At 49.4% G+C, this 26,467-nt stretch carries 26 protein-coding genes; 2 read left to right on the plus strand and 24 right to left on the minus strand.

Annotation, left to right across the window (positions count from 1 at the left end; genetic code table 11):
* Positions 1-9 precede the first annotated feature (9 nt).
* From QRX25_RS18320 to QRX25_RS18395, 16 genes are all read right to left on the minus strand, one after another.
* The gene (locus QRX25_RS18320; protein ID WP_212099724.1) at positions 10-1,428 is read right to left on the minus strand and encodes an amino acid permease; all 1,419 of its coding nucleotides are present in this window, start codon (positions 1,426-1,428) and stop codon (positions 10-12) included.
* A 24-nt stretch (positions 1,429-1,452) separates the two neighbouring features.
* A complete protein-coding gene (locus QRX25_RS18325; RefSeq protein WP_212099727.1) occupies positions 1,453-3,135 on the minus strand; it encodes a M20 family metallopeptidase in 1,683 nt (560 codons plus the stop codon).
* A 70-nt stretch (positions 3,136-3,205) separates the two neighbouring features.
* Entirely contained in the window at positions 3,206-4,753 is a 1,548-nt protein-coding gene (gene pruA, locus QRX25_RS18330) for an L-glutamate gamma-semialdehyde dehydrogenase (protein WP_212099729.1), read from the minus strand.
* Between the two features lie 205 nt (positions 4,754-4,958).
* Complete coding sequence (locus QRX25_RS18335) at positions 4,959-6,245, minus strand: Glu/Leu/Phe/Val family dehydrogenase (protein WP_013353994.1); 1,287 nt, start codon at positions 6,243-6,245, stop codon at positions 4,959-4,961.
* A 186-nt stretch (positions 6,246-6,431) separates the two neighbouring features.
* Positions 6,432-6,893 carry a biofilm surface layer hydrophobin BslB gene (gene bslB / locus QRX25_RS18340; protein ID WP_014471192.1) on the minus strand — a complete coding sequence of 154 codons (462 nt, stop codon included), beginning with the start codon at positions 6,891-6,893 and terminating at the stop codon, positions 6,432-6,434.
* 226 nt (positions 6,894-7,119) lie between these two features.
* Complete coding sequence (locus tag QRX25_RS18345) at positions 7,120-7,575, minus strand: dTDP-4-dehydrorhamnose 3,5-epimerase family protein (RefSeq protein WP_065522457.1); 456 nt, start codon at positions 7,573-7,575, stop codon at positions 7,120-7,122.
* The gene (gene rfbD / locus QRX25_RS18350; protein WP_212099732.1) at positions 7,572-8,420 is read right to left on the minus strand and encodes a dTDP-4-dehydrorhamnose reductase; all 849 of its coding nucleotides are present in this window, start codon (positions 8,418-8,420) and stop codon (positions 7,572-7,574) included. The genes QRX25_RS18345 and rfbD overlap by 4 nt, the downstream gene beginning before the upstream one ends.
* Before the next feature lie 20 nt (positions 8,421-8,440).
* Positions 8,441-9,391 (minus strand): dTDP-glucose 4,6-dehydratase, encoded by a 951-nt coding sequence (rfbB, locus tag QRX25_RS18355; protein ID WP_065982606.1) that lies wholly within the window; start codon positions 9,389-9,391, stop codon positions 8,441-8,443.
* 2 nt (positions 9,392-9,393) lie between these two features.
* A complete protein-coding gene (locus tag QRX25_RS18360) occupies positions 9,394-10,131 on the minus strand; it encodes a sugar phosphate nucleotidyltransferase (protein WP_115996598.1) in 738 nt (245 codons plus the stop codon).
* 27 nt (positions 10,132-10,158) lie between these two features.
* Positions 10,159-11,163, minus strand: coding sequence for a PseG/SpsG family protein (locus QRX25_RS18365; RefSeq protein WP_212099735.1), 1,005 nt, complete (start codon positions 11,161-11,163; stop codon positions 10,159-10,161).
* Between the two features lies 1 nt (position 11,164).
* Positions 11,165-11,905, minus strand: coding sequence for a cytidylyltransferase domain-containing protein (locus QRX25_RS18370; RefSeq protein ID WP_212101794.1), 741 nt, complete (start codon positions 11,903-11,905; stop codon positions 11,165-11,167).
* Complete coding sequence (locus QRX25_RS18375; protein WP_212099738.1) at positions 11,898-13,019, minus strand: N-acetylneuraminate synthase family protein; 1,122 nt, start codon at positions 13,017-13,019, stop codon at positions 11,898-11,900. The genes QRX25_RS18370 and QRX25_RS18375 overlap by 8 nt, the downstream gene beginning before the upstream one ends.
* On the minus strand, positions 13,019-13,882 hold the full coding sequence (locus QRX25_RS18380) for a GNAT family N-acetyltransferase (protein ID WP_065982611.1): 864 nt from the start codon (positions 13,880-13,882) through the stop codon (positions 13,019-13,021). Before QRX25_RS18380 ends, QRX25_RS18375 begins: the two co-directional genes overlap by 1 nt.
* The gene (locus QRX25_RS18385; RefSeq protein ID WP_212099741.1) at positions 13,883-15,052 is read right to left on the minus strand and encodes a DegT/DnrJ/EryC1/StrS family aminotransferase; all 1,170 of its coding nucleotides are present in this window, start codon (positions 15,050-15,052) and stop codon (positions 13,883-13,885) included.
* A gap of 22 nt (positions 15,053-15,074) precedes the next feature.
* The gene (locus QRX25_RS18390; protein ID WP_212099744.1) at positions 15,075-16,499 is read right to left on the minus strand and encodes a capsular polysaccharide export protein, LipB/KpsS family; all 1,425 of its coding nucleotides are present in this window, start codon (positions 16,497-16,499) and stop codon (positions 15,075-15,077) included.
* Between the two features lie 4 nt (positions 16,500-16,503).
* The gene (locus QRX25_RS18395) at positions 16,504-17,274 is read right to left on the minus strand and encodes a glycosyltransferase family 2 protein (protein WP_115996588.1); all 771 of its coding nucleotides are present in this window, start codon (positions 17,272-17,274) and stop codon (positions 16,504-16,506) included.
* A 281-nt stretch (positions 17,275-17,555) separates the two neighbouring features.
* Here QRX25_RS18395 and gerQ point away from each other — a divergent pair, with 281 nt between their 5' ends.
* Positions 17,556-18,107 carry a spore coat protein GerQ gene (gene gerQ, locus QRX25_RS18400; RefSeq protein WP_212099747.1) on the plus strand — a complete coding sequence of 184 codons (552 nt, stop codon included), beginning with the start codon at positions 17,556-17,558 and terminating at the stop codon, positions 18,105-18,107.
* 46 nt (positions 18,108-18,153) lie between these two features.
* On the opposite strand, the gene QRX25_RS18405 is transcribed toward gerQ, so the two are convergent.
* The 5 genes from QRX25_RS18405 to QRX25_RS18425 form a co-directional block, all read right to left on the minus strand.
* Positions 18,154-18,525 carry a DUF423 domain-containing protein gene (locus QRX25_RS18405; protein WP_212099750.1) on the minus strand — a complete coding sequence of 124 codons (372 nt, stop codon included), beginning with the start codon at positions 18,523-18,525 and terminating at the stop codon, positions 18,154-18,156.
* Positions 18,526-18,588: 63 nt separating this feature from the next.
* Entirely contained in the window at positions 18,589-19,908 is a 1,320-nt protein-coding gene (locus QRX25_RS18410) for a purine/pyrimidine permease (protein WP_212099753.1), read from the minus strand.
* Between the two features lie 18 nt (positions 19,909-19,926).
* Positions 19,927-20,349, minus strand: coding sequence for a YwdI family protein (locus tag QRX25_RS18415; RefSeq protein ID WP_212101798.1), 423 nt, complete (start codon positions 20,347-20,349; stop codon positions 19,927-19,929).
* A 58-nt stretch (positions 20,350-20,407) separates the two neighbouring features.
* Entirely contained in the window at positions 20,408-21,091 is a 684-nt protein-coding gene (locus QRX25_RS18420) for a uracil-DNA glycosylase (protein ID WP_013354011.1), read from the minus strand.
* Between the two features lie 14 nt (positions 21,092-21,105).
* Complete coding sequence (locus tag QRX25_RS18425; RefSeq protein WP_212099757.1) at positions 21,106-21,912, minus strand: glycosyltransferase family 2 protein; 807 nt, start codon at positions 21,910-21,912, stop codon at positions 21,106-21,108.
* Positions 21,913-22,274: 362 nt separating this feature from the next.
* Between QRX25_RS18425 and QRX25_RS18430 the strand changes: the two genes are divergently transcribed.
* Entirely contained in the window at positions 22,275-23,087 is an 813-nt protein-coding gene (locus QRX25_RS18430) for a bifunctional hydroxymethylpyrimidine kinase/phosphomethylpyrimidine kinase (RefSeq protein WP_212099760.1), read from the plus strand.
* Between the two features lie 31 nt (positions 23,088-23,118).
* On the opposite strand, the gene QRX25_RS18435 is transcribed toward QRX25_RS18430, so the two are convergent.
* The 3 genes from QRX25_RS18435 to QRX25_RS18445 form a co-directional block, all read right to left on the minus strand.
* Complete coding sequence (locus QRX25_RS18435; protein ID WP_065982939.1) at positions 23,119-23,343, minus strand: hypothetical protein; 225 nt, start codon at positions 23,341-23,343, stop codon at positions 23,119-23,121.
* 115 nt (positions 23,344-23,458) lie between these two features.
* On the minus strand, positions 23,459-24,898 hold the full coding sequence (locus QRX25_RS18440; RefSeq protein WP_212099762.1) for a sucrose-6-phosphate hydrolase: 1,440 nt from the start codon (positions 24,896-24,898) through the stop codon (positions 23,459-23,461).
* Entirely contained in the window at positions 24,895-26,277 is a 1,383-nt protein-coding gene (locus QRX25_RS18445) for a sucrose-specific PTS transporter subunit IIBC (RefSeq protein WP_115996580.1), read from the minus strand. Before QRX25_RS18445 ends, QRX25_RS18440 begins: the two co-directional genes overlap by 4 nt.
* Between the last annotated feature and the right edge of the window lie 190 nt (positions 26,278-26,467).

Consider the following 26,467-nt stretch of genomic DNA (forward strand, 5'->3'; position numbering starts at 1 on the left):
GCTTTCTTCTTATCCTGCGGCGCCTTTTTCCGAAGAAGCCGGCTCACGCTTCAAGCGTTTTTTGATACCGAAGTGATAATACGCGTAACAGATGATCATCAGCGGGACACCGCAGTACAGACCGATACGCTGGTCGGGGATAAAGATGAGACTGATTAAGATAAGCCCGTAGACCGAAAATCCGAGAATCGGGACGAGCGGATAAAGAGGCGTTTTAAATGCCAGGTCTTTCAGATTTCCTCCTTCAGCGAGGAAGCGCCTGCGGAAAACGAATTGTGAAGCGCAGATTGACATCCACGCGACGACGGTAATCATACCCGAAATGGAAATCAGCCATACATACACCGTTTCAGCCGCGACTACACTTGTCAGCAGGGATAAACCGGAGATAGCGATGGTGATGGAAAGAGCTTTCAGGGGCACGCCTTTTTTCGTCAGTTTCGTTAAGAAAGCGGGACCCATTTTGCTTTTTGATAGAGACCACATCATTCTGGACGAAGCGTACAGCCCGGAATTCGCCACCGACAGCATGGCGGTCAGAATGACAAAGTTCATGATATCAGCCGCATAGGGAACGCCGATTTTATCTAACACAGCCACAAACGGGCTTTCGATGACGCCTGCCGTTTGGTACGGCAAAATGGACACGAGAACAAACATCGCCAGCACAAAGAAAAACAGCGTCCGCCATATGACGTTTCGGATTGAGCGGGGAAGCGTCTTTTCCGGGTTTTCGCTTTCCCCCGAGGCGATTCCGACCAGTTCGGTTCCCTGAAATGAAAAATTCACCATGACAAGCGTAAACAGCACAGCCTGTCCCCCGTTCGGGAAAAGCCCTTTGTCCGTCATAAAGTTTGACAGATACGGCGCCGTCTGCCCGCCGTTAAAACCGACAAAGCCGAATACGGCAGCGCAGCCGAGAATAATAAACAATACAATTGCCATGACCTTAATACTGGAAAACCAAAACTCCATTTCCGCAAAACTCCGCGCAGACAGCGCGTTAATGGAAAAAATGACGACGCCGAATACAAGGCACCACACCCAAATCGGAACGTCCGGAAACCACCGCTGCATTAAAATTCCCGCCGACGTCAGCTCAAGCCCCACTGTATTGGCCCAGCTGAATGCGTACATCCATCCGATCGTAAAACCCGTCGACGGCCCCAAGAACTTTGCGGCATACGCCTGGAACGAACCGGCGACCGGCATGGCGACTGCAAGCTCCCCCAAACAAAGCATCACCAGATACATTAAAAATCCGCCGATCACATAAGCCATTATCGCACCGATCGGCCCCGCTTCACTGATTGTAAAACCGGAGCCCAGAAACAGTCCCGTCCCGATCACGCCGCCGAGGGCGATCATAAATAAATGCCGGCCCTTCATCGTGCGCTGTAATTCATTTTGATTGGTATCTCCCTGCATATACATCCCCCTTATCCCGTTATGTCAGCCATTTGTGCGTATGTCTAATCGATAGCTGTGCAAAAGGTGCAGCGTCGTCTGCTGAATGAGTTCCGGCAGCACATGGAATGTGTACGGTTTATACACCCGTTCCGTCCATTTATGGCCGTCCTTGCCATATACCCCTATATTGACCGATGGAATATTTAATTCCCTGATTTCTTTAAAAGGAATCATGCCGATGACATCCCATCCCGGAAAATTATCGGTAAAGGCGGAGACTTCAGCATCTGTTTCATGCAGCGATAAGAAGCTTCCGTCCGCTAAATAAGGGAAAAACTTTTTAAAAGCGAATGTTTCTCCAGTTGACGCCGCTGTTTTATCGACGGCTTCTTGAATGACATGCTGCAAAAGCCGGTCCCGCGTGCTCTCTTCCTTCAAATAATTGTGCGGAAGGTAAGGCGGCGCATAGAAAATAATGACCTTGGCTCCCTGCTCAGGATCGAGTTTTTGCAGTTCCTCGACGGCTTTAAAGCATCTCATCCGCAGTTCAAGATGTTCATATGTTTTAAACGTCTGCTCTATACACTGGGCCGGGTCTATGCCGCGGCTTCTCAGCCTTTTCAGGTAATCTTCCAGACTGTACACTTGAACGTTCCATGAGATCTCTTTTTTCGGAAGGTTCGTTCTCCTGCAATATTCGTCGTAATAATCAGATAATTTTTGTTCTGTCTCTTTGCAGGCTTCGGCAGCCACGGCAGTCAGCTGATCCATGATTTCTTTGGCGGTTTTTTCGTAAATAAAATAATTAAAATAGACGTAGCTGCTGACGGCGGTCTGCACGTTATACGCTTCCTTGTTGTCACGCTGGTACAGGCAGGTCGGCGGAAGCACAAGCTCTCCTTCAATGTTTTCTGCCATATGAATATTGTTGTGGATTCTTCTGGTGATTTCTGACGCGATCAAATTCGGGTCTATGCCGGACAGCGTATCCCCGACATGCACTTCCCGCCCGTAAATCGCAAAGCAAGGCAAAAGCTTTCCGGCGGCGCCCGTGTATATGTACCGTGTCGTGTCACCTTCATACAGCGGCGTGATAAAGTCGGTATTAATCGCGGCTAAATAACGAAGCTGTTTTTCTTGTTTCAGCCGTTTTAATTCAGAAATGCTTGTTAAGATGCCGGAATGCTGGCTTTCCTCATCCGGGTTTGCCATGAACAGAATATGGCCCGGCAATTGCTCGCGCCGTTCAGAAAAGTGAAGCAGATTGGCGAGATGAACGGCAATACCGCTCTGCATATCAACCGATCCCCTTCCGAACATCCACTCGCCTGAGCGGGCGTCCCGCTGCACCTCCCGATCAAATTCATAGCTGGAGAAATACTCCGCGAGACGGTCGGAATCAAAAGCGATATCTTTTAAAGGGCCGAAATCCTCTATGCCGACCGTATCAAGATGGGCGTGATAAATGACCGTATTCAGGCTGTCACCGTTTCCTTCAATAAACGCGAAAATATTTTTGCGGCCGTAAGGGTCCTCAGGAATCGCCTGCTCCCACACATGTGACGGGTTGTCCTGAAAGTAGGGAAAGCTCTTGATCATATCTTTGATATAGTCGGCCTTTTTTCCTTCTCCCAATGTGCCGTTAATGCTGTTTAACGCTACCAGCGATTTCGTAATGGCTTCTATTTTCTCCTCCGGAAGCATTTTGCTGAGCTGCTGATACATGTTTCATCCTCCTTACTCTCAAATAGAGAAAATAGCGCGACTCTCTTTGTCTCGCGCTATTTCCGAAAGATTAATAGGCTTCAGATGTTGTTTTCGCCTGCATATGAAGAATCAGATAATCAGGTCCTCCGGCTTTTGAATCCGTTCCTGACATATTGAAGCCCCCGAACGGCTGGTAGCCGACAATCGCACCCGTACATCCGCGGTTGAAATATAGATTTCCGACGTGAAAGTCTTCACGGGCGCGTTCAATGTGCGCGCGGGTTTTCGATAACAGAGCTCCTGTCAGGCCGTAATCCGTATTGTTGGCGATCTCAAGCATATGGTCGAAATCCCGGGCTTTAGAGATCGCGACGACCGGTCCGAAAATTTCCTCCTGCATCAGGCGGGCGTTTTCATCTACATCCGCAAAAATAGTCGGCTGAATAAAGTATCCTTTCGAATCATCACCTTCGCCTCCCGTCAGAAGTTTTCCTTCTGTTTTGCCGATTTCGATATAACTCATGACTTTATTATAAGACGCTTCGTGGATGACAGGCCCCATGTATGTATCAAAATCTTCCGGACTTCCGACGGTAAGTGATTTTGTTAAAGCGACGGCTTTTTCGACAACTTCATCATAGACGTCCTGATGAATGACCGCGCGGGAACCGGCCGAACATTTTTGGCCTGAAAATCCGAAAGCGGAATACACGATTGAGGAAGCGGCAAGATCAAGATCAGCATCTCTGTCTACAAGCACCGTATCTTTTCCGCCCATCTCGGCGATGACCCGTTTCAGCCACTTTTGGCCCGGCTGCACTTTTGCGGCTCGTTCATAGATGCGGCATCCGACCGCACGGGAGCCTGTAAATGACACAAATCTCGTCTTCGGATGCTCAACCAGGAAGTCGCCGATTTCTCCTCCGTCGCCCGGTATGAATTGGAGCACGCCGTCCGGCAGACCCGCTTCCTTCATCACTTCAACGAATTTCGCCGCCACGACAGGCGCCGCATCAGCCGGTTTCAGCAGTATCGTGTTGCCTGTTACGATAGCCGCTGCCGCCGTTCCGGCCATAATCGCAAGCGGGAAGTTGAATGGAGAAATGACGATTCCCACGCCAAGCGGCTCATAATGATATTGATTAAATTCTCCGTCACGGCTCTTTACAGGAGAACCGTCTTTCAGATTAAGCATCTGACGGGCGTAATACTCTAAAAAGTCGATCGCTTCCGCCGTATCCGCATCCGCTTCCTTCCACGGTTTTCCCGCTTCTTTCACAAGGTACGCGGAAAATTCGTGCTTTCTTCTGCGGATGATGGCCGCCGCTTTAAACAGCACGTTCGCACGATGTTCCGGCCGTACTTTTTTCCATGTTTGAAATGCCTCAAGCGCCGCCTGCATGGCCTTTTCCGCAAGCTCTTTGCCGGCCGCCGATACAGTGCCGATCACTTCTTTTTTATCAGCCGGATTGACGGAAACGATTTTTTTATCAGTCTCAATCGATTCACCGTTGATGATAATCGGATAATGCTTGCCCAGCTGTGAATTCACATAAGCCAGCGCTTCTTGAAACGATTGTTTATTTGTCTCTTCTTGAAAATTTGTAAACGGTTCGTGTGCGTATGAAACTGTCATTAGAATTCCTCCTCGTATTTTGTAATGTGTGCTCACGCTTTATGAAGATGCAAGAAGCATACCAGCATAACAAGTTGTGATAAAAAAAAGAAAATCTCTGCCGAAAGCGGACGAAGTTTGTCCGAATCTGTCAGCTGCATTCAGAAAACGCAAAGAAATTTTGCGATCCTCTATAGCCGATGCAAAATTTCTTTGCGGATAACACTTATACCCAGCCGCGGAAACGGGCGGCTTCAGCTGATTTTCTGATGCCTGTCATATAAGCGGCCAAACGCATATCGACCTTGTGGGTATGCGCTGTCTGATAAATGGATTCAAACGAATTCACCATAACACTGCGCAGTTTTCCGGCGACTTCCTCCGCAGACCAGTAAAATCCCTGATTATTCTGCACCCATTCAAAATAAGACACTGTCACGCCGCCCGCGCTTGCCAAAATATCCGGCACAAGAAGCACGCCTCTTTCATTCAGGATTTTCGTGGCGTCTATTGTTGTCGGCCCATTCGCCGCTTCCACAATGATCGAGGCTTTAATGTTATGAGCGTTTTCAGCCGTAATCTGATTGGAGATCGCGGCAGGCACGAGAATATCACAGTCTTTCTCCAGCAGCTCCCGATTCGTTATGATATCTGAGAAGAGATTCGTCACCGTGCCGAAGCTGTCCCGCTTATCCAGCAGGTAATCAACGTCAAGGCCGTCAGGATCATACAAAGCGCCGTGGGCGTCTGAGATGCCGATCACCTTGGCGCCCGCGTCATGCATAAATTTAGCGAGAAAACTTCCGGCATTTCCGAACCCTTGAATGATGATGCGCGCATTTTCCAATGGAATCCCTTTTTTCTTAACGGCTTCCTCAATACAAATCGTGACGCCTTGCGCGGTCGCCGTTTCCCGCCCCTGTGAACCGCCGAGAACGATCGGTTTGCCCGTAATGAATCCCGGTGAATCAAATTCTCTCAGCCGGCTGTATTCGTCCATCATCCACGCCATAATCTGCGAGTTGGTATATACGTCAGGAGCCGGAATATCCTTTGTCGGGCCCACGATCTGGCTGATCGCCCGCACATATCCGCGGCTCAGCCGTTCCAGCTCCCCGAATGACATCGTCCGCGGATCACAGATGATGCCTCCTTTTCCGCCCCCGTAAGGAAGGTTTGTGATGCCGCATTTTAAAGTCATCCAGATGGAAAGCGCCTTGACCTCTTCTTCACTGACTTCAGGGTGAAACCGCACGCCCCCTTTTGTCGGGCCGACCGCATCATTATGCTGTGAGCGGTAGCCCGTAAAAACCTGTACTGAGCCATTGTCCATTTTGACTGGAATGCGGACGGTCAAAAGCCGCATCGGCTCTTTCATTAATTCATACATATTGTCGGGATACCCCAGTTTACGCAGGGCTTCCTTAATGATCGATTGTGTTGACAAGAACAAATTAAGAACTTCTTTTTCTTCATCTTTCTGATTGCTTTTAGAAAGCGGGTTGGCTGACATGTTTCATCACCTCATCGTATTTTACGTGTAAGCTTCAATTACCGGCAGAACAAAATGTAAGCGCTTTTACACCAAGACCCATCAGTCCCTTTCACATTGTCGTTACGCCCCTTTTTATATGCAAGATTCATGCCAGCCTTTTCCGCATAAAAAAAGAGGCTGTTGTGCAGCCTCTTTCATTCGGGATTAACGCGGGTCAATGACCAGTTTTGTTTCGGCGTAAAGACTGCCGGCACCCAAACCGTTTACGTAATCGCCTTTGATTGTATACGTGCCGGCGCGCGGAAGGTTTTTACGCACCAGAACGAGATTGTATTCAGTCGCTCCCAGCAAATCAAGGGTAAGCGGCAGTCTGACCGTTTTTCCATAGTTGAGAATTTGCGTTTCTTTCAAAGTTCTTCCGTTTACAGAGTCCCTCACAGTGGCGTTGAACCCGTCGGGAAATTGAAATTCAATGGCACCGACGGCAAGCAGCGCATTCGGCTTGTATGTGACTTCAATATCAGACGTCGCGTATTCTTTCGTACTGTTGATGGTTTTCGCTTCAATAACAGCAGATTGGGCATTCGCATGAAAAGATGGCAAGAACACAGCTAAAAATACAGCAGCACTGATGAAAAAAGCAGAAAATGATTTTCTTTTTAACATCATTGATTCCTCCAGATCATATGGGATTCAGAGCGTCCTCTGCCGGAAAAGCGTGTCTGATGATTCCATTCGCGCGAATTGGAGTTTCTCTTTTCCTGAGAATAATCTACCACCTTTATCCATGTAAGTAAATTGTTTTTTGAGAATATTCTTTCTTTTATTTTTGCAAGATTCACATCAGCTGAAAATCAAAAAACGAAGACATCCGCTGTCTCCGTCTTGTGCACTACCGATGAGCCGTCTGCCAGTCAAATCCGATGGTTTCGTCATTCCACGGAATTCTTTTTTCGTCAGGCTGATCCGGATTATAGGACATTGTCGTAAAATAAATAATGGTCAGCGGGGTTTCTCCCAGCACTCTGTAACCGTGTGCGACTCCTTTTGGAATGAGAAGCAGCATCGGATTGTCTTCTCCCATGTAGTAGACATCCGTTTCCCCCTTGGTTGCTGACTCTTCGCGAAGGTCATGGAGCACGACTTGGGCATGGCCCGTCGGGAAAAACCACAGGTCATCCTGTTTCTCATGATAGTGAAACGCTTTAATGACGCCGGGGTAGCTTTTTGACCAGGAAGCCTGCCCGAAATGTTCCAGAAGTTGTTCATCGTCACGGACGAGTTCTGAGAAAAAACCTCGGTCGTCACTGTGTTTGATCAGCTTTTTGATTTTTACGCCTTCGATCACTTGCACTGTCCCTCCCTTTGTAAATAATCCCGCAGCGCATCCCGCCAATGCCTCATGCCGAGCCCCTGCCGTTCAATCGACTCAAGGCTTAACACCGAGTAAGCGGGACGCGGCGTCTTATTTCCGTATTCCTCCGTCGTGACGGGAAGCACAGCGGCGGTCCTGCCGCTTTCTTCAAAAATAGCCTTTGCGAATTCATACCAGCTGCACACTCCGCTGTTTGCGGCGTGGTACGTGCCCGGCGGCCTGTCAAAGAGACCGATCACCGTTTCGGCTAAATCCTTAGTGTATGTCGGTGCGCCGACTTGATCGTTGACGACACGCACTTGATCATGTGTATCCGCAAGCTTCAGCATCGTATTGACAAAGTTGTTCCCGCCGCTGCCGTATACCCACGATGTTCTGATAATGGTGTGGTTTTTTCCCGTTAACCGGATCAGTTCTTCGCCGAGTTTTTTGCTTTTTCCGTAAATCGTTCCGGGGTCTGCGGGATCATCTGTCTGATAAGGCTGTGTTCCTTTGCCGCTGAAGACGTAATCGGTGCTGATGTGAATAAATCTCGCTCCGGTATTTTCAGCCTCAAGCGATGTATAATAGGCTCCGATTCCGTTTATTAAATACGCTTTGTCGAGCTCCGTTTCACATTTGTCAACGGAGGTGTATGCCGCCGTATTGACGACGATATCCGGCTTGTAATGGCTGAACGAGTGCCGCACCGATCGCTGGTCGGATATATTCATCATCGCTTTTGTCAGGGCGATCACTTCATACCCTTCCCGCTTCAGTCGGCGGCATAACTCCCGCCCCAGCTGGCCGGCCGCTCCGGTTACTAATACCTTCGTCAATCGGATCCCCTTCTTTCCGATTAGTCTTGTTGGCTGCCTGTATACCAGCGAATGGTTCTTCTCATTCCTTCTTCAAACGTGACGTCCTGCCGCCAGCCCAGCTCTTGTTTCAGCTTTGTGGCATTGATGGCGTAACGGCGGTCATGCCCTTTTCTGTCTTCGACATGAGCAAACCGTTCCTCGACTCCGAGCTCCTTCATGATAAAAGCTGCCAGATCTTTATTCGTCCGTTCATTTCCGCCGCCGATATTGTAAATTTCGCCGAGCGTTCCTTTTTCCAGTACAAGTTTAATGGCGCGGCAATGGTCTTCGGCAAACAGCCAGTCTCTGATCTGCATCCCGTCGCCGTACAGCGGAACCGGCGTGCCGTTTACGGCGTGTCTGATAATGGTCGGAATCATTTTCTCATGATGCTGATAAGGCCCGTAATTGTTGCTGCATCTCGTAATGATGGCGGGAAGCTTATGGGTTTTCACATAGGACATGACGAGCAGGTCTGAGCTTGCCTTGCTGGCGGAATACGGATTATTCGGCGAAAGCGGCGTCGTCTCCGTAAAAGCGGGATCATCCGGCCCCAAATCTCCGTACACCTCGTCAGTTGAAATATGAATCAGTCTGCCGGCCTTTCCCTGTAACACCGCGTCAGCCAGTCGGTATGTGCCCATCACATTTGTTGTGATAAACGGTTCCGCCTGATTTATGCTTCTGTCCACATGAGATTCTGCCGCAAAATGAATGACGGCGTCATACATTTGGGAAAAGGCTTTGTCGATGTCCTCTTTTTTAGAGATATCACCTTTAATAAAACGGAAACGGCCGTTCTTTTTTAAGGCTTCTATTTCAAGCGGCCTGCTTGCATACGTGAGATTATCCAGGACGGTAATCTGCGCGTCCGTTTCTTTCAGCATCATGTTTGTAAAGGTGAGGCCGATAAATCCGGCGCCGCCTGTAATTAAATATGATTTTGGCATGATTAATGTTCCTGTCCTTTCTGTATCGCCTGTTGCGCCAGGCTTCCGGCGAGGCAGAGCGATTCATGCGTGCCCGCATCCACCCACCAGCCCGTTAACACATCATACGTCAGCTCACTGTGTTCAATGTATAAATTATTGACATCGGTAATTTCCAGTTCGCCGCGTTTTGAAGGGGAAATTTGTTCAATATAAGAAAACACTTCGGCATCATACATGTAGATCCCTGTGACGCATAGGCTGGTCGGCGGCTGCTCCGGCTTTTCAATGATCGACTTGATCCGTTTGTTTTCCTCATCAATCTCGGCGATGCCGAAGCGCTCCGGATCATCAACTTCTTTCAGCAGCACTTTCGCTCCTTTTCCCTGCTGTGCGAAGCGTTCCGTATAAGGTTTTAATGAATCTTCAAATATATTATCTCCTAAAAGCAGAACGAACGGATCGCGTCCTGTGAACCGCTTTGCGTACGATAAAGCGTCCGAAATGCCGGATGCGGCGGGCTGGACCTGATATGTGATCGAGACGCCAAGCTCTTCTCCGTTTTCAAGAAGTTTATGAAATTGCGGAATATACTCTTTTTGCGTGATCAGCAATATATCCTTAATTCCCGCTTCTTCCAGCTTCATGATCGACCAGTAAATCATCGGATATGGACCGACAGGGAGTAAATGCTTATTGACCGCTTTCGTCAGCGGCATAAGGCGTGAGCCGGTGCCTCCGGCTAAGATAACACCTTTCACATCAACACTTCCTTACGTGTGGTTTTATCACAAATCAAAAAGAATCGCCGCCGCCCGTTTGATGCCTCTCCCGTCAACCAGCGGCGTTCCGTTCTGATGAAGTCCGAGCCGCATCTGATAATCAGCGGTCAGCTCAGACATATGCCGAGCAAGAACATCCGCTGACATGCGTTCTCCGAGGCCGAGATGAACGGCGGCTCCCCGTCCGGCGAATTTTTCTGCCGTCACGGTTTGATGCGCCACTTGAGATAGAACGATGCAGGGCACACCCGTACAAATGGTTTCATATAAAGTAATGCCGCCGGACACGACGGCCATATCAGCCCTTGTGAGAAGCGCGGCCATGTCATTTGTCTGACTTACCAACCCGGCATAAGGCATTTGCGCAATAAGCGCGCGCACGTCATCAGCATGAGCAGCGGCGCCGCCCATGACGATGATCACCTGTTTGCGCTGAATATCCGGAATGCGGCGGCATGCTTCTATCACTTTAAAGACAAGCTTCTTAGGGTCGCTTCCTCCTAAAGAAACCAAAATGGTCCGGCATTCTTTTCTCAGCTGATAGAGCTGTTTGGCTTTTTCAAAACCCGGATGAAGAATCATATATTCCGGGCCTTCATATACAACGGTGCTGCCCATTTTAACCATCCGGCTTTTCAGTCCGCCATATATGCCGTTTATGATGGCATCGCATAAATGAATAACATGTTCCCGTTTTTCTTCAAACAAGACGATGCGGGCAGATGAGTGCTTTTTGATTTCTTCAAGCCAGTCACACGGTATATCGAGCAGATCGAATATGAGCAGGTCAGGAGCCTGCCGGTTTATTTCCCGGACAATAAATTCCTTCTGTCCCTTGTCAGGCTTGATGATCACTTCCCATTTGTCAGAAGAAAGATAAGAGGAAGCTTCTTTGTTGGTGTAAAACGTAATGGAGCATTTGGTCTTAATGGCATCGGCAAGCAGTTTCATCCGGACGGCGTGGCCCATGCCAATTTCATAGCCCCCGTCTGCGAATATCAAAACCCGCATCTTAATCCGCCTCTTTTTGCCGGATCATCTGATTAATAGCTCTGAGCTCCGGATCGCTATTCAGCAGATGAATCAATTCCTTTGCCGGAATATCAGGGCTCGATCCTGCTTTTGCGTACAGCTCGCGGGCCAGCCGGTAGTCCTCTTCAGTATCCACCGTCAGCCGCAAGTGAGGGGCACGAAGTTCCTGCGGGGGTTCGGGAAAGAGAAGCCGGTACTTCTCAGGAGATTCTCTTATCAAAAGTGTCACATGCTCCTGATATTTGTCCGCCAGCGTTTTGGCGGCGCTCAGCTCTGTTAAAAGATTCGCGTTTACTGCCTCGCCGCCGATGCCGAGCGGCGTACCCCCGATATACGTGTAATCCGCGTGTTGGTCTGAGTGCGATTTAATCAGGAGATCAAGCAGCGAAGGATCGACGAACGGGTTATCCCCCGTCAGTCTGACTGCGATGGCCGGTTTTACTTGTTCGATGACTTGTGCAAACCGGTCAAGCACGCGCTGCTCGCTGCCGCGGTGCACACGGTAGTGTTTGCTGAGGCAGTGCGCAGACAGTATGTCGTCGGTCTTGCTGTCAGACGTGGCAATGATCAGATTATCCCGTGATTGATCATAATACGCGCTTTGCCGAACTCTTTTGACAATCATATCGAGGATGGTATATCCGCCGATCGGTTTCAGCACTTTGCCTGGAAGACGCTCGCTTCCCATCCGTGCCTGAATGATAAACAGAACGTCAGCCATCATAAGAGCTGCCTTTCGTCAAAAGGTCATCCCAGGTGATGCCCGTGTCGGCGGGGATATCCCTGACCGCACGCGCCCCGTCAGTTAAAAGCTCAAAATACCTCGGGTGAAGCCCCTGCGGCTTTTGGCCGGGACGAAGAACGGCAAGGTTATCCGACGTAAAACATTCGCCTTTTTGAATCGGCGCTGTTGAAAAAATGCCTCTGTAAGCGAATTTTCTGATATCCCCTTCAATCAGTGTCGTGGTTTTATGCGAGCTTCCCGACAGCACTTCCGGCACCGGAGCGTGATGCCCTTGTCTCAGCTCCGCTTCAACTGAACGGATCGCCGCAACCATTTCCTTTAATTCATCCGGATTGAGGGCAAAGGAGTGATCGGCGCCGGGCAGGTTTTTGTCTATCGTAAAATGCTTTTCGATCAGTTTCGCTCCGAGCCTGACAGCTGCGCACGGGACGTCATACGGGTGGGCGCTGTGGTCGGAAAAGCCGATCACAGCATCCGGGAAAGCGGCGGCGAGCATGGGAATGACGCTCAGGTTGCTGTATTCGGGCGGTGCGGGATATTTCGCCACACAGTGCATAATCGCAATCTCTTTGTTCCCCTCGCCGGTAATGGTTTTATAAGCCTCCTGAATATCTGAAATATCAGCGCCCGCGGTTGAAAAGATAATCGGTGTCTTCAGCCCCGCGACATATTTCAATAACGGCAGGTGGTTCAGCTCATAGGAGGCGATTTTAAAGGCTGACGGGGATGTCGCATATAATAAGTCCGCAGAGCCTTCGTCACATACCGTGCTTAAAAACAGCACGCCTTTTTTCTTACAATAGTCAAGCAGCGGTTCTATCCATTCGGCGGGCATTTCCATTGATTGCACTAAAGAAAATATTGAGACGTCTTTACCCGCCGCGGTTTTGTACAAACCGGGGTCCTTCTGATACATTTTGTCAGCCTGAAACATTTGAAACTTGACCGCGTCCGCACCGGCCTCACTGGCCGCGTCTATCAATTCAAACGCCTGGCTCAGTTTTCCGTCATGATTAATCCCGGCTTCGGCGATGATGAAAACGGGCGAACCTTCGCCGATTGACTTCGATCCGATTTTGCATGATGCCATCAGTCCGCCTCCTTCCCGGGCCACACATGATAATAGTAATAAGACGCATCCGCTTTAAATCCCATTCTTTCATACAGGCGGATGGCTCTTACATTGTGGAGCTGCGTTCCCGCTGATACAGTCTTATGCTGAAAGCGCAGTGATTGTTCAATAATGCGCGCCGCTAAATGGTATCCCGCGCCCTTTCCTTCAAATCCCGGCTTTACCGCCATCAGATCAAGGACAAATTCATCGCCTTTTGACAGCCCCTGAACAAAGCCCACGGTCTCTCCTTTATATTTGGCGGCGAATTGTAACGAAGCCCTGCCTTCCGCATTATTCCGCGCCCACTCTTCAAACAGGCGGTTTGCACTTTCATAGCTGAGATGAGGGTCTTGGTAATACCTGCTTTTTGTAAAGGCGTCGCGGGCCAGCCGGCTGATCGCTTCCGTGTCGCCGGGTCCGGCTTCTGTAATCTCAAACGGCGGCGCACTGTTATAAACACGCACCGGACTGACGAGCTTGAACAAACTCCCGACAAAACAGGCGGTCGGAAGCTGCTGAACGACCTGCATCGCTCCGACATCTTCAGCCGGTATTTTAATAAATATAAAGTCGGTGCCGTCCGCCCGCCTTGAGGCGTAAAATTCCTGAAACAGCCTTTTGAGCTGGCCGGTGCTGTTTGCGGCTGCGAGCTTCACATTGATGATATTTTTTTGGAACAATTGACTTTCCCACGAAGAGTTTTCGTATAAAATCACGCCTTGAAGGCTGTTTTCTTCCAATAAACAGAGCGACGATTCATAGGCCTCCGGCTGAATGCCCTTTTGATGGAGAAAGGCTTGAATCATGTCCTGAGTAAGATTTTCCCTCAGTCTGTACACCTAATCAGCCCCTTTGATGATATCCGTAACGGCTGCAATGACGTATTCAACGTCATCATCTGTCATTGACGGATAAAGAGGAAGTGATACGGTGCGGTGATAATACGCGGCCGCGGCCGGAAAATCAGTTTCCTTATATCCGTATGTTTTTTGATAATACGGATGGAACGGAACCGGAATAAAATGAACGCTTGTGCCGATATTATATTGGTCTTTCAAAGCGGAAATCAGATCGTTCCGGCTGATTCCGGCTTCCTGCTCCTCTACTTGAAGAACATACAAATGCCATGCATGCCGTCCGTCATCACTGACATATGGGACGGTCAGCCCTTTCATGTCTCTGAAGGCGTCCTGGTAGCGGGCCGCAATTTCGGCTCTTCTTTCCTGCATGCTGTCAATCCGTTTCAGCTGATGAAGCCCAAGCGCCGCCTGAAGATCAAACATATTCATTTTATAGCCGGGCGTTTCGACTTCGTAGTACCAGCTTCCGTTTGAAGAATAACGGTTCCACGCGCCTTTGCTCATGCCGTGAAGGCTGAGCACCCTGATCTGGTCGGCAAGCCTGTCATCATCCGTCGTCAGCATGCCGCCTTCTCCGGTTGCCAGGTTTTTTGTCGCGTAGAAACTGAATGCTGTCGCGTCCCCGATTGATCCGATCATTTTCTGTTTATAAGTGGTGTACACGGCATGGGCCGCGTCCTCTAAGACAAACAGCTGATGCTTTTCGGCAATGGCCAGAATCTGATCCATCTCACACGACTGGCCGGCGAAATGAACGGGCACAATCGCCTTTGTCCGCGGGGTGACAGCCGCCTCTATTTTCTCAGGGTCCGCATTCAAGGTAAGCGGATCAATGTCAACAAACACCGGAACTGCGCCTGTATGCACGATTGTATTGGCTGTTGAACTGAACGTCACAGCAGACGTAATGACCTCGTCGCCGGGACCGATCCCTTTCGCTTTCAGGGCCAAAAACAACGCGGCGGTACATGAATTCAGCGCGATCGCGTGCTTTGCTCCCGTCCAGGCGGCAAAAGCTTTTTCAAACGCCTCCACTTTCGGTCCCTTTGAAAGCCAGCCCGTTTCAAGCGTATCAATAACCTCCTGAATTTCGTCCTTCCCGATCATGGGCAATGAATAGGGAAGAAAAGATGATCTTTTTTGCACCATTTTCTTTGCTCTCCTATCTTTTTTATGAAGGGTCAACCCGTCTGAAGTCGACTCCGGTTTTTTCCTGAAGCACTCGGCATAAAGCGGCCAGCGAATCCTGAACAGGATAGTTCGCGGCGATAAAAGTACGGCGCGCCTTTTCTGCCTTTTGGTATTCGTCGGGGCTTTCGCATACCTGAATCAACTCCTGAGCAAGCGCCTGCGGATCATCAAAGGCAAATTCCCCGAGAGAATGATAATAAGGGTATTGACGGGTTCCCGCTGATTTTCCGATCAGCACGGGTTTCTGAAACAGCATCGCTTCAAGGCCGACCGTTGATGTCTGCGTCACCGCGGCGTCAACATACGGGAGAATATCATAAAGCCCCATTTCTTTTTTGATGATTTTGCCGGCTTTATATTTCCGCAGCACCTGATTGTAAGCATCCAGCTTGTTTTTGCCGATTTCCCACGGATGCGGTTTAATAATAAGCTGCATGTTCTTATGCTTGATCAGTTCTTCAAGCACCCCCGTGTAAAATTCATCAGAGAACGGCTGAGTGGCGATCAGCACCGTCCGCTTTGACGGAAGAAAGGAAAGCTTGCGGTAAAACGTGTCCTTATCTATCGGCTCTCTTGAGAAAATCTCGTCGAAACGAGGATGACCCGTGATGATGATTTGTTCGTCCCCGCAGCCTTTTGCTTTATACCACTCCGCTTCATAAGCTCCGAACACAGCCTGATAGTCCGTAAACACGGGCAGAAACGCTTCATCTCCCATGAGCGCCCCGTGCTGAAGACAGATGCTGACGGCGTTTTTTTTCGCGCACATCAGCGCCAGCACACGGCTGTAAATATCCTCTGTCGTGCCGACCACAACGGCGGAAATGTTCTCGGCCGTAAACAAAATATCAACGGCATCAATCGCTTCAATAAATAACGGAATGTCTTTATACAAACGCTCCTGAAATGCCCTGTTCCCGAAAGCGGGATGGCTGTTGTGCTCTTTCAGAATGGAATGGGCTTTTTCAATATAAGGGACGGGGTTCCCTTTATTGCCCATTCCCGTCAGCTCCAATTTGCAGATAACGGGCAGCCCGTGATAATCAGGAAGACTCCATCTGGCTAATACCGCTGTTTTCGCCGGATCAAACTGCCGGTAGTTTCCCTCGGTGAATCGAAGGTGGTCGAAATGCAGAATGACTTTTCCGTTTACCGGTTTCTCATCTGTTTTCTTAATGGTTTGCTTCTTTTGATCAAAATAAGACTGAATATTGGCTTCAGGAATATGCCGGTCAGCCGGGCCGAAAAGCTCTGGGTCCTGCTCCATGCTCTCCCGAAGCGCCGGACTGATATATTGATAAAAATTACTGATCAATGCGAGCGGGATGCCTTTGTAGCGAAGTGAATGAAAAAGGTCAATATACTGCCGGTACAGCACCCAATAGTTCGCTAAGTATGCCGACAAGCCCTCACCCCTTTCCAAGCTTTTTTAATGATTCCCTCAGCTCTCGGCACGTGGTCTGCGGAGGAAGGCTGTTCACAAACTCGTTTTTCTCCGCCGCAAAAAGCTGATAATGGATGGATTGATCGGTAATATAATTGATGTCAAGCTCCTCAGCAATCGGGTAAAACGGATAAAAATGATTGACTCTCCAGAAGAAACGCGCGTCACCGATCCGATAAAACGCGGGGCTTTCATCCCAATAGGAACCGAATGCCGATTTGACCTGTTCCAGCACGGAAAACCGGTGCATGACGGAACAATGGTCAATGGCGCACGGCGCATTCCACACGATCCGTTCGGCGGGCCTGGCCGTTTCCTTCACCGTCTCTTTCTGCTCATTCAGATGATAGGTTTTGGAACTTGAATACACAACGGCTTTTTCCGGGTCGTCATCAAGCTCTTTCACCATTTTCTCAAGCCGGTCCGGCACATACGTGTTGTCGTCGGTCGCATACGTCACGTATTCGCCCTCCGCCATTTCTATTGCCTGATTAATCAAGGCCGCGTAGCGTGTTTTTTCCGTTCTTTCTTTGACGCCCGATACATCGCTTTGATAAAACCGGACGCGGGGATCCGTGAGAAAAGGACGTATTTCCGCCAATGTCGCTTCATTTGAGTTGTCATCCATAATGAAAAGCTCAAAGTCTGTAAACGTCTGAGACAGAATACTTTTAATTGAGCGGGCCACATAGTCACTTTTGTTATAGCTCGTCATGATCACTGACACTTTAGGCAACTCGTCACCCCCTTTTCGTACCTGAAACTACCGCTATCATATGTTCCTTATACCAAAGATGCGCTAGGAATACAGACTATTATGTGAAAAGTCAGCTTTGCGCGCACAAAAAAGGCCGGCTCTGATGGCCGGTCTCAGGGAAGCGTGTTTTCTTTTTTCGCATAAATCTTTCTATAGGCTCATATGGTGGAATAGATAAAAACAGCAGCCGCTCTGTCGGCTGTCTGATTACTTGTCAGGAGGTTCCAGCATCACGAGGTTTTCATCAAAGGAGGAACAATATGAAACCGAAAAAGAATCAATACCAGCAAATGCAGGGGATGGGGATGGGAATGGATATGCAGGGATTCCAGCCGCAGCTCGGGCCTAATCCTTATCCGCAGCCTCAGGGCCAAGGATCACAGATGATGCCGATGCAGCAGCAGATGTCGATGTCGATGCCGATGCAGCAAGGCCAGCAGAGCTTCGGCGGTGGGTTCCCCGGCCAGCCGCAGCAGCAGGGCGGCAGCAGCTTTCAGATCCCTTCAGGTCCATCATCGTCACAAAATGTTCCCGGCATGCTGCCGATTGAAGAGTCATACATTGAAAATATTCTGCGGTTGAATCGGGGCAAAACGGCGACGATTTATATGACGTTTGAAAGCAGCAAAGAATGGAATTCAAAGATTTTCCGCGGCGTGATTCAGGCAGCGGGGCGTGACCATATCATCATCAGCGACCCGAAAACGGGCACCCGCTATCTGCTTCTGACCATTTACCTTGATTACATCACGTTTGATGAGGAAATTGCTTATACTTATCCGTACTCCATGTCTTCTTATTCTCCGAGATAAATCAAAAAGCCAATCGCTCACTTGGCAGAGGATTGGCTTTTTTTCTTTATAAATATTTGACGGCCGCGACGACAATCATAATCCACGAAATAATAAACGCCACGCCGCCGAGCGGTGTAATTGCTCCGAGAATGGAAATCTGCGTCACGCTCAATACGTACAGGCTTCCTGAAAACAGAACGATGCCAGCAAACATCAGCCAGCCCGCAACAGAAACGCTCCCGACGCCAGAGAGCTTATCGGCTAAAAACGCGACAGCCAGAAGGCCGAGCGCGTGATACATATGATATTGCACGCCTGTGTGCCATACCTGCAAATATTTATCAGGGATTTTCCCTTCAAGCCCGTGCGCGCCGAAAGCACCCAGCGCCACAGCCAATAAGGCGTTAATCGCACCCAGAATAATAAACACTTTCATCTATTCTTCTCCCGCCTTTTCGTTAAAGTTTCCAATTCAATCATAACCCAACATCGGCAAAATTCAACGCCCGTCCTCCGATGACACGAGATTGTCGGATTTTTTCTTTTTGATAAGATAGATCCGGTCAACCGCTATCGCCAACAGCGTCCCGAGCACAAGACCGTTGCTTAAGAGCGAAATCAGAATCGGATGCATGCCTGACAATACGCTCTCAGGCACAAACATCACACCGACTCCCGTCAGAAGCGCCAGACCGATAATGGAGCGGATTCGTTTTTGCTCCGCTTTCTCATAAGAGTCAAACTCCGTAAAGGCAAGACCCGCCATTGTGGAGAAAACGACGAAATTCACCGCAAAGCCGACCGGTGAGGGCAGACTCGCAAACGCATTCATAAATAATGGGATCATACTGATGATAATGACAAATACACTCCCCAAAAGAAACGGCTTTTTCGAAGGAAGCTTCGTCGTCTCAATAAAACCGGCCGCCCCTGAGATCGGCACAGGTGCAATACCTCCCGTCAATCCGCTCAAAAGGTGGCTGATCGAGGCCGCAAACCCGGCCGGGCGCTCACGCCGCTTCCCTGCGGTGCCGCCGAATTTTTTCACCGCCGCTTCAACAACCCGAATGCTCGCAAGCATGTTGACAATCAAAAGCACTGTGATGAAGAGTGATGTAATGATCAGTCCGCTGTCAAACACAGGTTTTCCAAACGGAAAGAGAGCCGGCAGCTGAATCATGCGGTCCGGTATTTGAATCGGTTTGGCAGCGCCGAAGACGGCAAACAATATCCATCCGCCCGCAAGCGAAAGAAGAATCGCATACTGCCTTAAAAACGTAACATGTGATCGGGACATGATGAACATCGCGGCAGTCACAACCATGGCAAGCCCAAAGACAAGGCCGTCGACGCTGTTTTTTAAATAGCCGATGCCCAAAAGACCTTTTACTATCGGCTGACTCAGCTGCATGACCAAAAGCAGCAGATACACGCCAGTCACAACCGGCGTAAACAGTACGGCCAGCCGTTCAATCACTTTAAAAAGGCTGAACAAAAAGAAAAAGACAGCGCTTAATAGCAGCGCCCCCTGAAGCGCCCGCAGCGTCTCGCCGAATGTCACAAACACCGTGCCCGTCAGTCCGCCGTAAATCGTATACACGCCCCACCATAGGCCTGCCGGGCTTTCATTAATCGGCAGACGATGTCCCTGAAGACATTGGATGACCGCGGCGACGCCGAGCACAAAAAATGTACTCTGAATCAATGCGGCAGAATCGGCATGGTTCAAGTGAAATGATTGTGCGATGGCGACAGGAACCACAATCGCAGCCGCAATCATAAATGCCGTCCATTGCAAACCCCCGAGTATCAGTTTCAAGTCAATCAACCTCTCCTGTTAAAAATCGAAAATGGAATCCCCGTTTCCGTCTTCCCCGCGTTCTTCTTTCGTTTTTTTCTGATATTGGTTCAACCCGGCGCTGCCCATCATTTTTTCAAGCAGAAGCGGGTCTGTCGAAGGAGACGCGGAAGGCTTCGGCGCCGCTTTCGGAATCGGATTCTGCACAGGCGCCGGAGCGGTGTGCGTCTGGGTGCCGAGCACGACGTCACACAGAGAGCGGACGGCGGCCACGTGCATTTTGACCTCCTCGGCGCGGGACGCCGTTTTTGCCTGCCTTAGTTCTTCTTCCATCTTCTGAATCAAAGCAGAGATATGTATGTTCATGAGTAAATCCTCCAGCAGTAATTTGTCTTCTTCCTGCATTTTATCAAATTTCTGACCGAATCGCAGAAATGAGTTTGTTATTTTTTCTGACAGCATACGGTCCGGGGCGTCAAAAAAGGCGCTTCCGCCGGGCGGAAGCGCCTCAAAAAACCGTTTATTGCGGCAGATCGGGGATGCACCAGTCGATCGGCTGCTCCCCCATTTTTTCAAGGGCGGCGTTTGTACGGGAAAACGGTCTGCTCCCGAAAAAGCCGTTCCTTGCCGAAAACGGGCTCGGATGAGTCGATTCAATAATAACGTGTTTCGATGTGTCAATACGCTCTTTTTTCATCTGCGCGTGACGTCCCCAGAGGATAAAGACAATCGGCTTTTCTCTTTCATTCACCACATCGATGATGCGGTCAGTGAGCCGCTCCCACCCCTTGCCTTTGTGGGAATTGGCCTGGCCGCGGCGAACCGTAAGCACTGTGTTTAACAGCAGCACTCCCTGCTTCGCCCAGCTGACAAGTGATCCGTGATTCGGTACGGAGCAGCCGATATCATCCTGAAGCTCTATGAAAATATTTTTCAATGACGGCGGCTGTCTGACGCCGGGCTGAACGGAAAAACTTAGCCCGTGCGCCTGTCCGGGGCCGTGATACGGATCTTGTCCGAGAATGACCGCTTTTACATCCTCATAGGACGTATAATGCAAGGCATTAAAAATATCATGGCTGTCCGGATAAATCGTTTGGCTGCTGTATTCCTGTTTCAGCATCTCTCTCAGCTCTTGATAATACGGTTTGTCGAATTCATCTTTCAGCTGATTCCACCAGCTGTCCTTTAAAAGCTGTTTCAAACTGTCCGTCCCCCTTATGAACTGTGCAGTCTCGAATAGACAGGCTTTCCGTCCCACACAATGTCAGTCGGCGCCTCCCGCCTTTTCATATCCGGCTCTTCAAGAAGAACCGCGAAGTTTTTCGTCGGGAGCTCCCCAAGCCCGTGCTTTTCGCTTAACCGGTCTAAGTACTGCTTCCGTTTGGCGCCAAGATCCGCGGACTGATTGCCGCCTCCCTCAAAAAACGCATAGATGACACTCGCGCAAGGAACACGCTTCACGCGGTGCTGTTTCGCAGCGCGCAAATAAAAATCCCAGTCCCAATAATTATGGACATCCGGATCAAAATATCCTAACGTGTCATGCAGAGAGCGTCTGTACATGCTGCCTGACGGAACATACGTGGAAAACACCCGCATATCCTCATAATCGGCCGTATAGGCGAATGGCTTCCGCGACACCGGATATCTCGTGTTGTCCCGTTCTTCAAATGACACAATTTCCGCGTCAGCATGAACAAAGTCGGCATCAGCGAGCTCAGCCGCCATTCTTTCCAAATGGCCCGGCGTAATGAAATCATCATCATCACACAGCATGATACAATCACCTGACGCTTTTTTCACACCGGCGTTCCGCGCTTCCACATGACCGGCATTCTGTTCTAAATCAATAATCTGAATCGGCAGATCACTGTACAGCTGCTTCGCTTGCTCGACCGATTCCCCCGCATCATTTACGATGATCACTTCATAAGGCTTTATCGTCTGCCTGGAAATTGACTCCAGCAGCTCACACAAAGCCGGAATCCGATTATACGTGACTATGACAATTGATATATTCATGATCCGCTCCTTCTGCTTTTTCTCATGTTCTATTAAAACATAAAGCGGCTGAGAGATCAGGGGGGATTTTTTATTTCACCCGGTCAGACACATATCCAGGTCATGCCCGCCAGCAAAACCAGAATGATCAGAAGGTCTCCCCAAACCATGCATACCGCCTTGATATCAAATCTGCCCGCATCCATGGCATTCTAAAGTTTTGACTGATAAACAGGCACCAACACCATCGCATAACACGTGCACAAACAGACCAAAGCCGGCGGGACAAGCGATGTCAAATCATTCCTCCCAAGCCTTCCGTATTGTGATCAGGAGAAAATCTAACTATAATGAGATATAAAACACTGATGGAGGCCATTGATATGTCAATGCACAAAGCACTTACTATAGCCGGTTCTGATTCCAGCGGCGGCGCGGGAATTCAGGCCGATTTAAAAACATTTCAAGAAAAAAACGTATACGGAATGACGGCTTTGACCGTTATCGTAGCGATGGACCCGGAAAACAGCTGGGATCATCAAGTGTTTCCGATCGATGCCGATACGATTCGCGCACAGCTTGCGACGATCGTTGACGGGATCGGCGTAGACGCCATGAAAACGGGAATGCTCCCTACTGTGGAGATCATTGAGCTTGCGGCGAAAACGATTAAAGAAAAACAACTGAAAAATGTCGTGATTGACCCGGTCATGGTCTGCAAAGGAGCGAACGAAGTGCTGTATCCGGAGCATGCCGAAGCGCTGCGCACCCAATTGGCCCCGCTGGCAACCGTCATCACCCCAAACCTGTTTGAAGCAAGCCAGCTGAGCGGTATGGATGAATTAAAAACGGTGGAAGACATGATAGAAGCGGCCAAGAAAATTCACGAACTCGGCGCGAAATATGTATTAATTACAGGCGGAGGCAAACTGAAACACGAAAAAGCGGTTGACGTGCTGTATGACGGGAAAACCGCGGAAGTATTAGAAAGCGAAATGATTGATACGCCTTACACACACGGAGCCGGATGCACATTCTCTGCAGCCGTTACTGCAGAACTGGCCAAAGGCGCTGAAGTGAAGGAAGCCATCTATGCGGCAAAAGAATTTATCACCGCCGCGATCAAAGAATCCTTCCCGCTGAACCAATACATCGGACCGACTAAACATTCGGCGATGCGTCTTAGGGGAAAGTAAAATAAATATCCCCCTCGTCGCCTGAGGGGGATTATTTCATTTTTTTCGCGGATGACCGTAAAAACATCTCAATCGATTGCACAAACAGCGCATATTCCTTCATCTGTTCATATGTATGGCTCAGCCGATCACTCCATTCGTTGTGCGGCTCGGCTCTCTTGAGCATGCGTTTCAGCTGAAGCAATACTTCTTTATATTCTTCCCGCCTATCTTCCACTTGCTCTGCGGCTTTGACAAGTAAACATTTCGGCGTCATCTTCTGATTCTTCAAAACTGAGAAAACAACTCCTTTTATTCCTGAGAATAGTAGTCTTTTGTTTGAAGAATAGCACAGATGGCATAGGTTTCACATAAGAAAAAAGGACGATTTTCTACAAAAGTGACCAAATTGAGGCATTTATTTCCGTTCTCCCTGTCGATGTAACCGTTACCTCATCATTTCCCGGGAAAGGAAAATATCTGGCGCTGAATACCTCTTCTCCATCATTCAAAAACAATTCGATGGAGGAAGCGTCCAGAAAAAGCTGCACGGAATGCACCTCACTGATGACGCAGCTTCTCGTTTCTTTTTCTTTACCGCTAAAAGCGGTGCGCTCCAGCACGGCGAGTCCCTTTTCCTGATGGAATATAAACCGGGCCGCGCCCCGAATAGAGATTTCAAAACCGGATTTATAAGTGATGTCATCCAGCAGCACTTCAGCTCGGGACGCATCTTTCACCGGAAGAGCCGCAGACGAGCAATCCAATTGGAGACGGCGCTTTTGTTCATCCGTACGGCGCGATTTCATTTCCGGGAGCGGACGCTGTATGATTCTGCCGTTTGACAGTGACAGCTGTCTCGGCATCGTCAAACAGTGAACCCAGTGATACGCATGTGTCGGATGTTTGTCCTCCTGCTGATCCGGGACGCCCATCCACGCGAACAGAATCCTCCGTCCCTTATCATCTTCCAGCGTCTGAGCCGCGTAAAAATCAAACCCTCTGTCAAGCTCCGTGAATTCACCATGCTTAAACTCAAGCGGCTCTGTATCCAGCCTGCCGAGGAAATAGCCCGCCTGGTGGCTGTTATGATATTTTATCCCGTCAGCCTCAAGCCCCTGCGGACATACGAGCAGCACGTCGGTTCCGTCAAGAGAAAACAAGTCCGGGCATTCCCACATATAGCCGAATGACCCGAGACCGCCGGAATCCGCCCCCGCAATCGCACCGAGAAATGTCCAATCCGTTACATTCTCTGACGTGAATAACACAGCGCTCCCGGTGAGCTTTTCTGTCTGCGCCCCGAGCACCATGTAATACGTCCCGTCTTTCTTCCAAACCTTCGGATCACGGAAATGAGCGGTATAGCCTTCCGGAAGACGCGCGACGACTCCTTTTTTTTCAAACACTTTCCCATCATCGGATACGGCGAGACATTGATACGTTTCCCGATTGCCTTCTCCGTCACGGACATTGCCTGTGTATATCAGGCAGAGCCGGCCGTCTTTTTCGATGGCGCTTCCGGAATAACAGCCGTTTTTGTCATACCATTCCCCCGGCGCAAGCGCGATTTCTTCCTCTTTCCAATCAACAAAATCCTTCGTCGTCACGTGAGCCCAAAATTTCGCGCCATGTCCCGTATGAAATGGCTGCCATTGAAAAAATAAATGATATACACCGTTCCATTGGATCACGCCGTTCGGATCATTTAAAAGCCCGACAGGCGGCATAATATGATAGTTCTGACGATACGGATCTGATGCAGCGGTTTCCCCCCGCTTCTTTTTCGCTTCCTCAGCCTGCAGCCGCAGCTCTTGATCCAGTGTACTCATTTGGCGGCCTCCTTTTCTTTAGCTCCCATAATGTAAGCGGCAATAAACGCCGACACAGAGGCGATGCCCATTCCGATCAGATAGTTTATGAGATTTCCTAAACCGAGCGGAGCCGTGATGGCAATCATCGGAATTCCGGTCAGTCCGTAGGCATTGGCGGCGACACCGGTCACCACGACATAGGCGCCCCCCAGCGCTCCGCCGATCATTCCCGCGATAAACGGCTTGCGGTATCTGAGGTTCACACCGAAAATAACAGGTTCTGTTACGCCGAGAAAAGCGGAAAACGCGGCAGGCAGAGCGATTTCTTTCATTTTCGCTTTTTTCGTCAGGAAAAATACAGCCAGTCCCGCCGCGCCCTGAGCGACATTCGCCATCGACCAGATAGGAAGGATATAGTTTCTGCCCAAATCAGCGATGAGGCCGGCCTCAATCGCATGAAAGCTGTGATGCACACCGGTAAGCACAATAAGCGGGTAAAGCCCTCCGAAAAGAAGTCCGGCAGCAATGCCCGCGTGATCATACACATATGTCAGCGAGACGGTAATGCCTGATCCGATCACTCTGCCAAGCGGACCGATTGCGATAAAGGTGATAAATCCGGTCACAATCACCGTGACAAACGGCGTGACCAATAAATCAAATGCGTGAGGCACAATTTTTCTCGTGCCTTTTTCCACCCTGCTCATAATATAAACGGCCAACAGTACGGGGATGACCGTCCCTTGATAGCCGAGAAGCGCAATGTTGAAGCCGAAGAGTTCCATAAAATCAGGCGATGCATCCGCAAGCCCCCACGGATTCAAAAGCGCAGGATGGATCATAATTCCCCCAAGCACCGCACCAAGATATGCATTTCCGCCAAATTCCTTCGCCGCGCTGAATCCGATGAATACGGGCAGGAAGATAAAAGCCGCGCTTGAAAACATGTCGAGAAGCCGAAACAGCGATGATTGTTCAGACACCCAGTGAAAGGCCTTCATCATGCCGAGCAATCCCATTAAAAGGCCGCTTGCTACGATAGCCGGAATGATAGGAACGAATATGTTAGACAGTGTTTTCGCAAATCTTGCGGCCGGGTTCAGCTTTTTTTTGGCTGCGTCCTGATGTGTCTCACGATCCTCCCGCCCCAGATCGGCTTCTTTTGAAAAAGCGTCATACACTTTATTCACGAGGCCGGTACCGAATATAATCTGGTATTGTCCCGAGCTGCTGAAAGCCCCTTTTACTCCTTCTATTTCTTCAATGCCGGCCTGGCTGATCTTCTGTTCATCTTGAATGACGAGCCTGAGCCTGGTCGCACAATGTGTCGCACTGATGATGTTTGATTTCCCTCCGATATGTTTGACAAGCTCTTTTGCAATTTCTTGATAATCCATTATGTATCCCCCTTTCTAAAATCAAAAAAGACCTAAAATTCGCCAACGAAAAAGGACAGCATGATCCCTTTTTCATGTACGCAAATTTTAGGTCTTGCCTGCATAACCAGTCACAATCCCGCCGGATTCAGTTTTATTGATGCGCTTTCATTTTATTTCATGACAGCGCTTTCGTCAATATGTTATCAAA

The sequence above is a fragment of the Bacillus sp. L381 genome, from assembly GCF_030284525.1.
GTDB classification, from domain to species: Bacteria; Bacillota; Bacilli; order Bacillales; family Bacillaceae; genus Bacillus; species Bacillus amyloliquefaciens.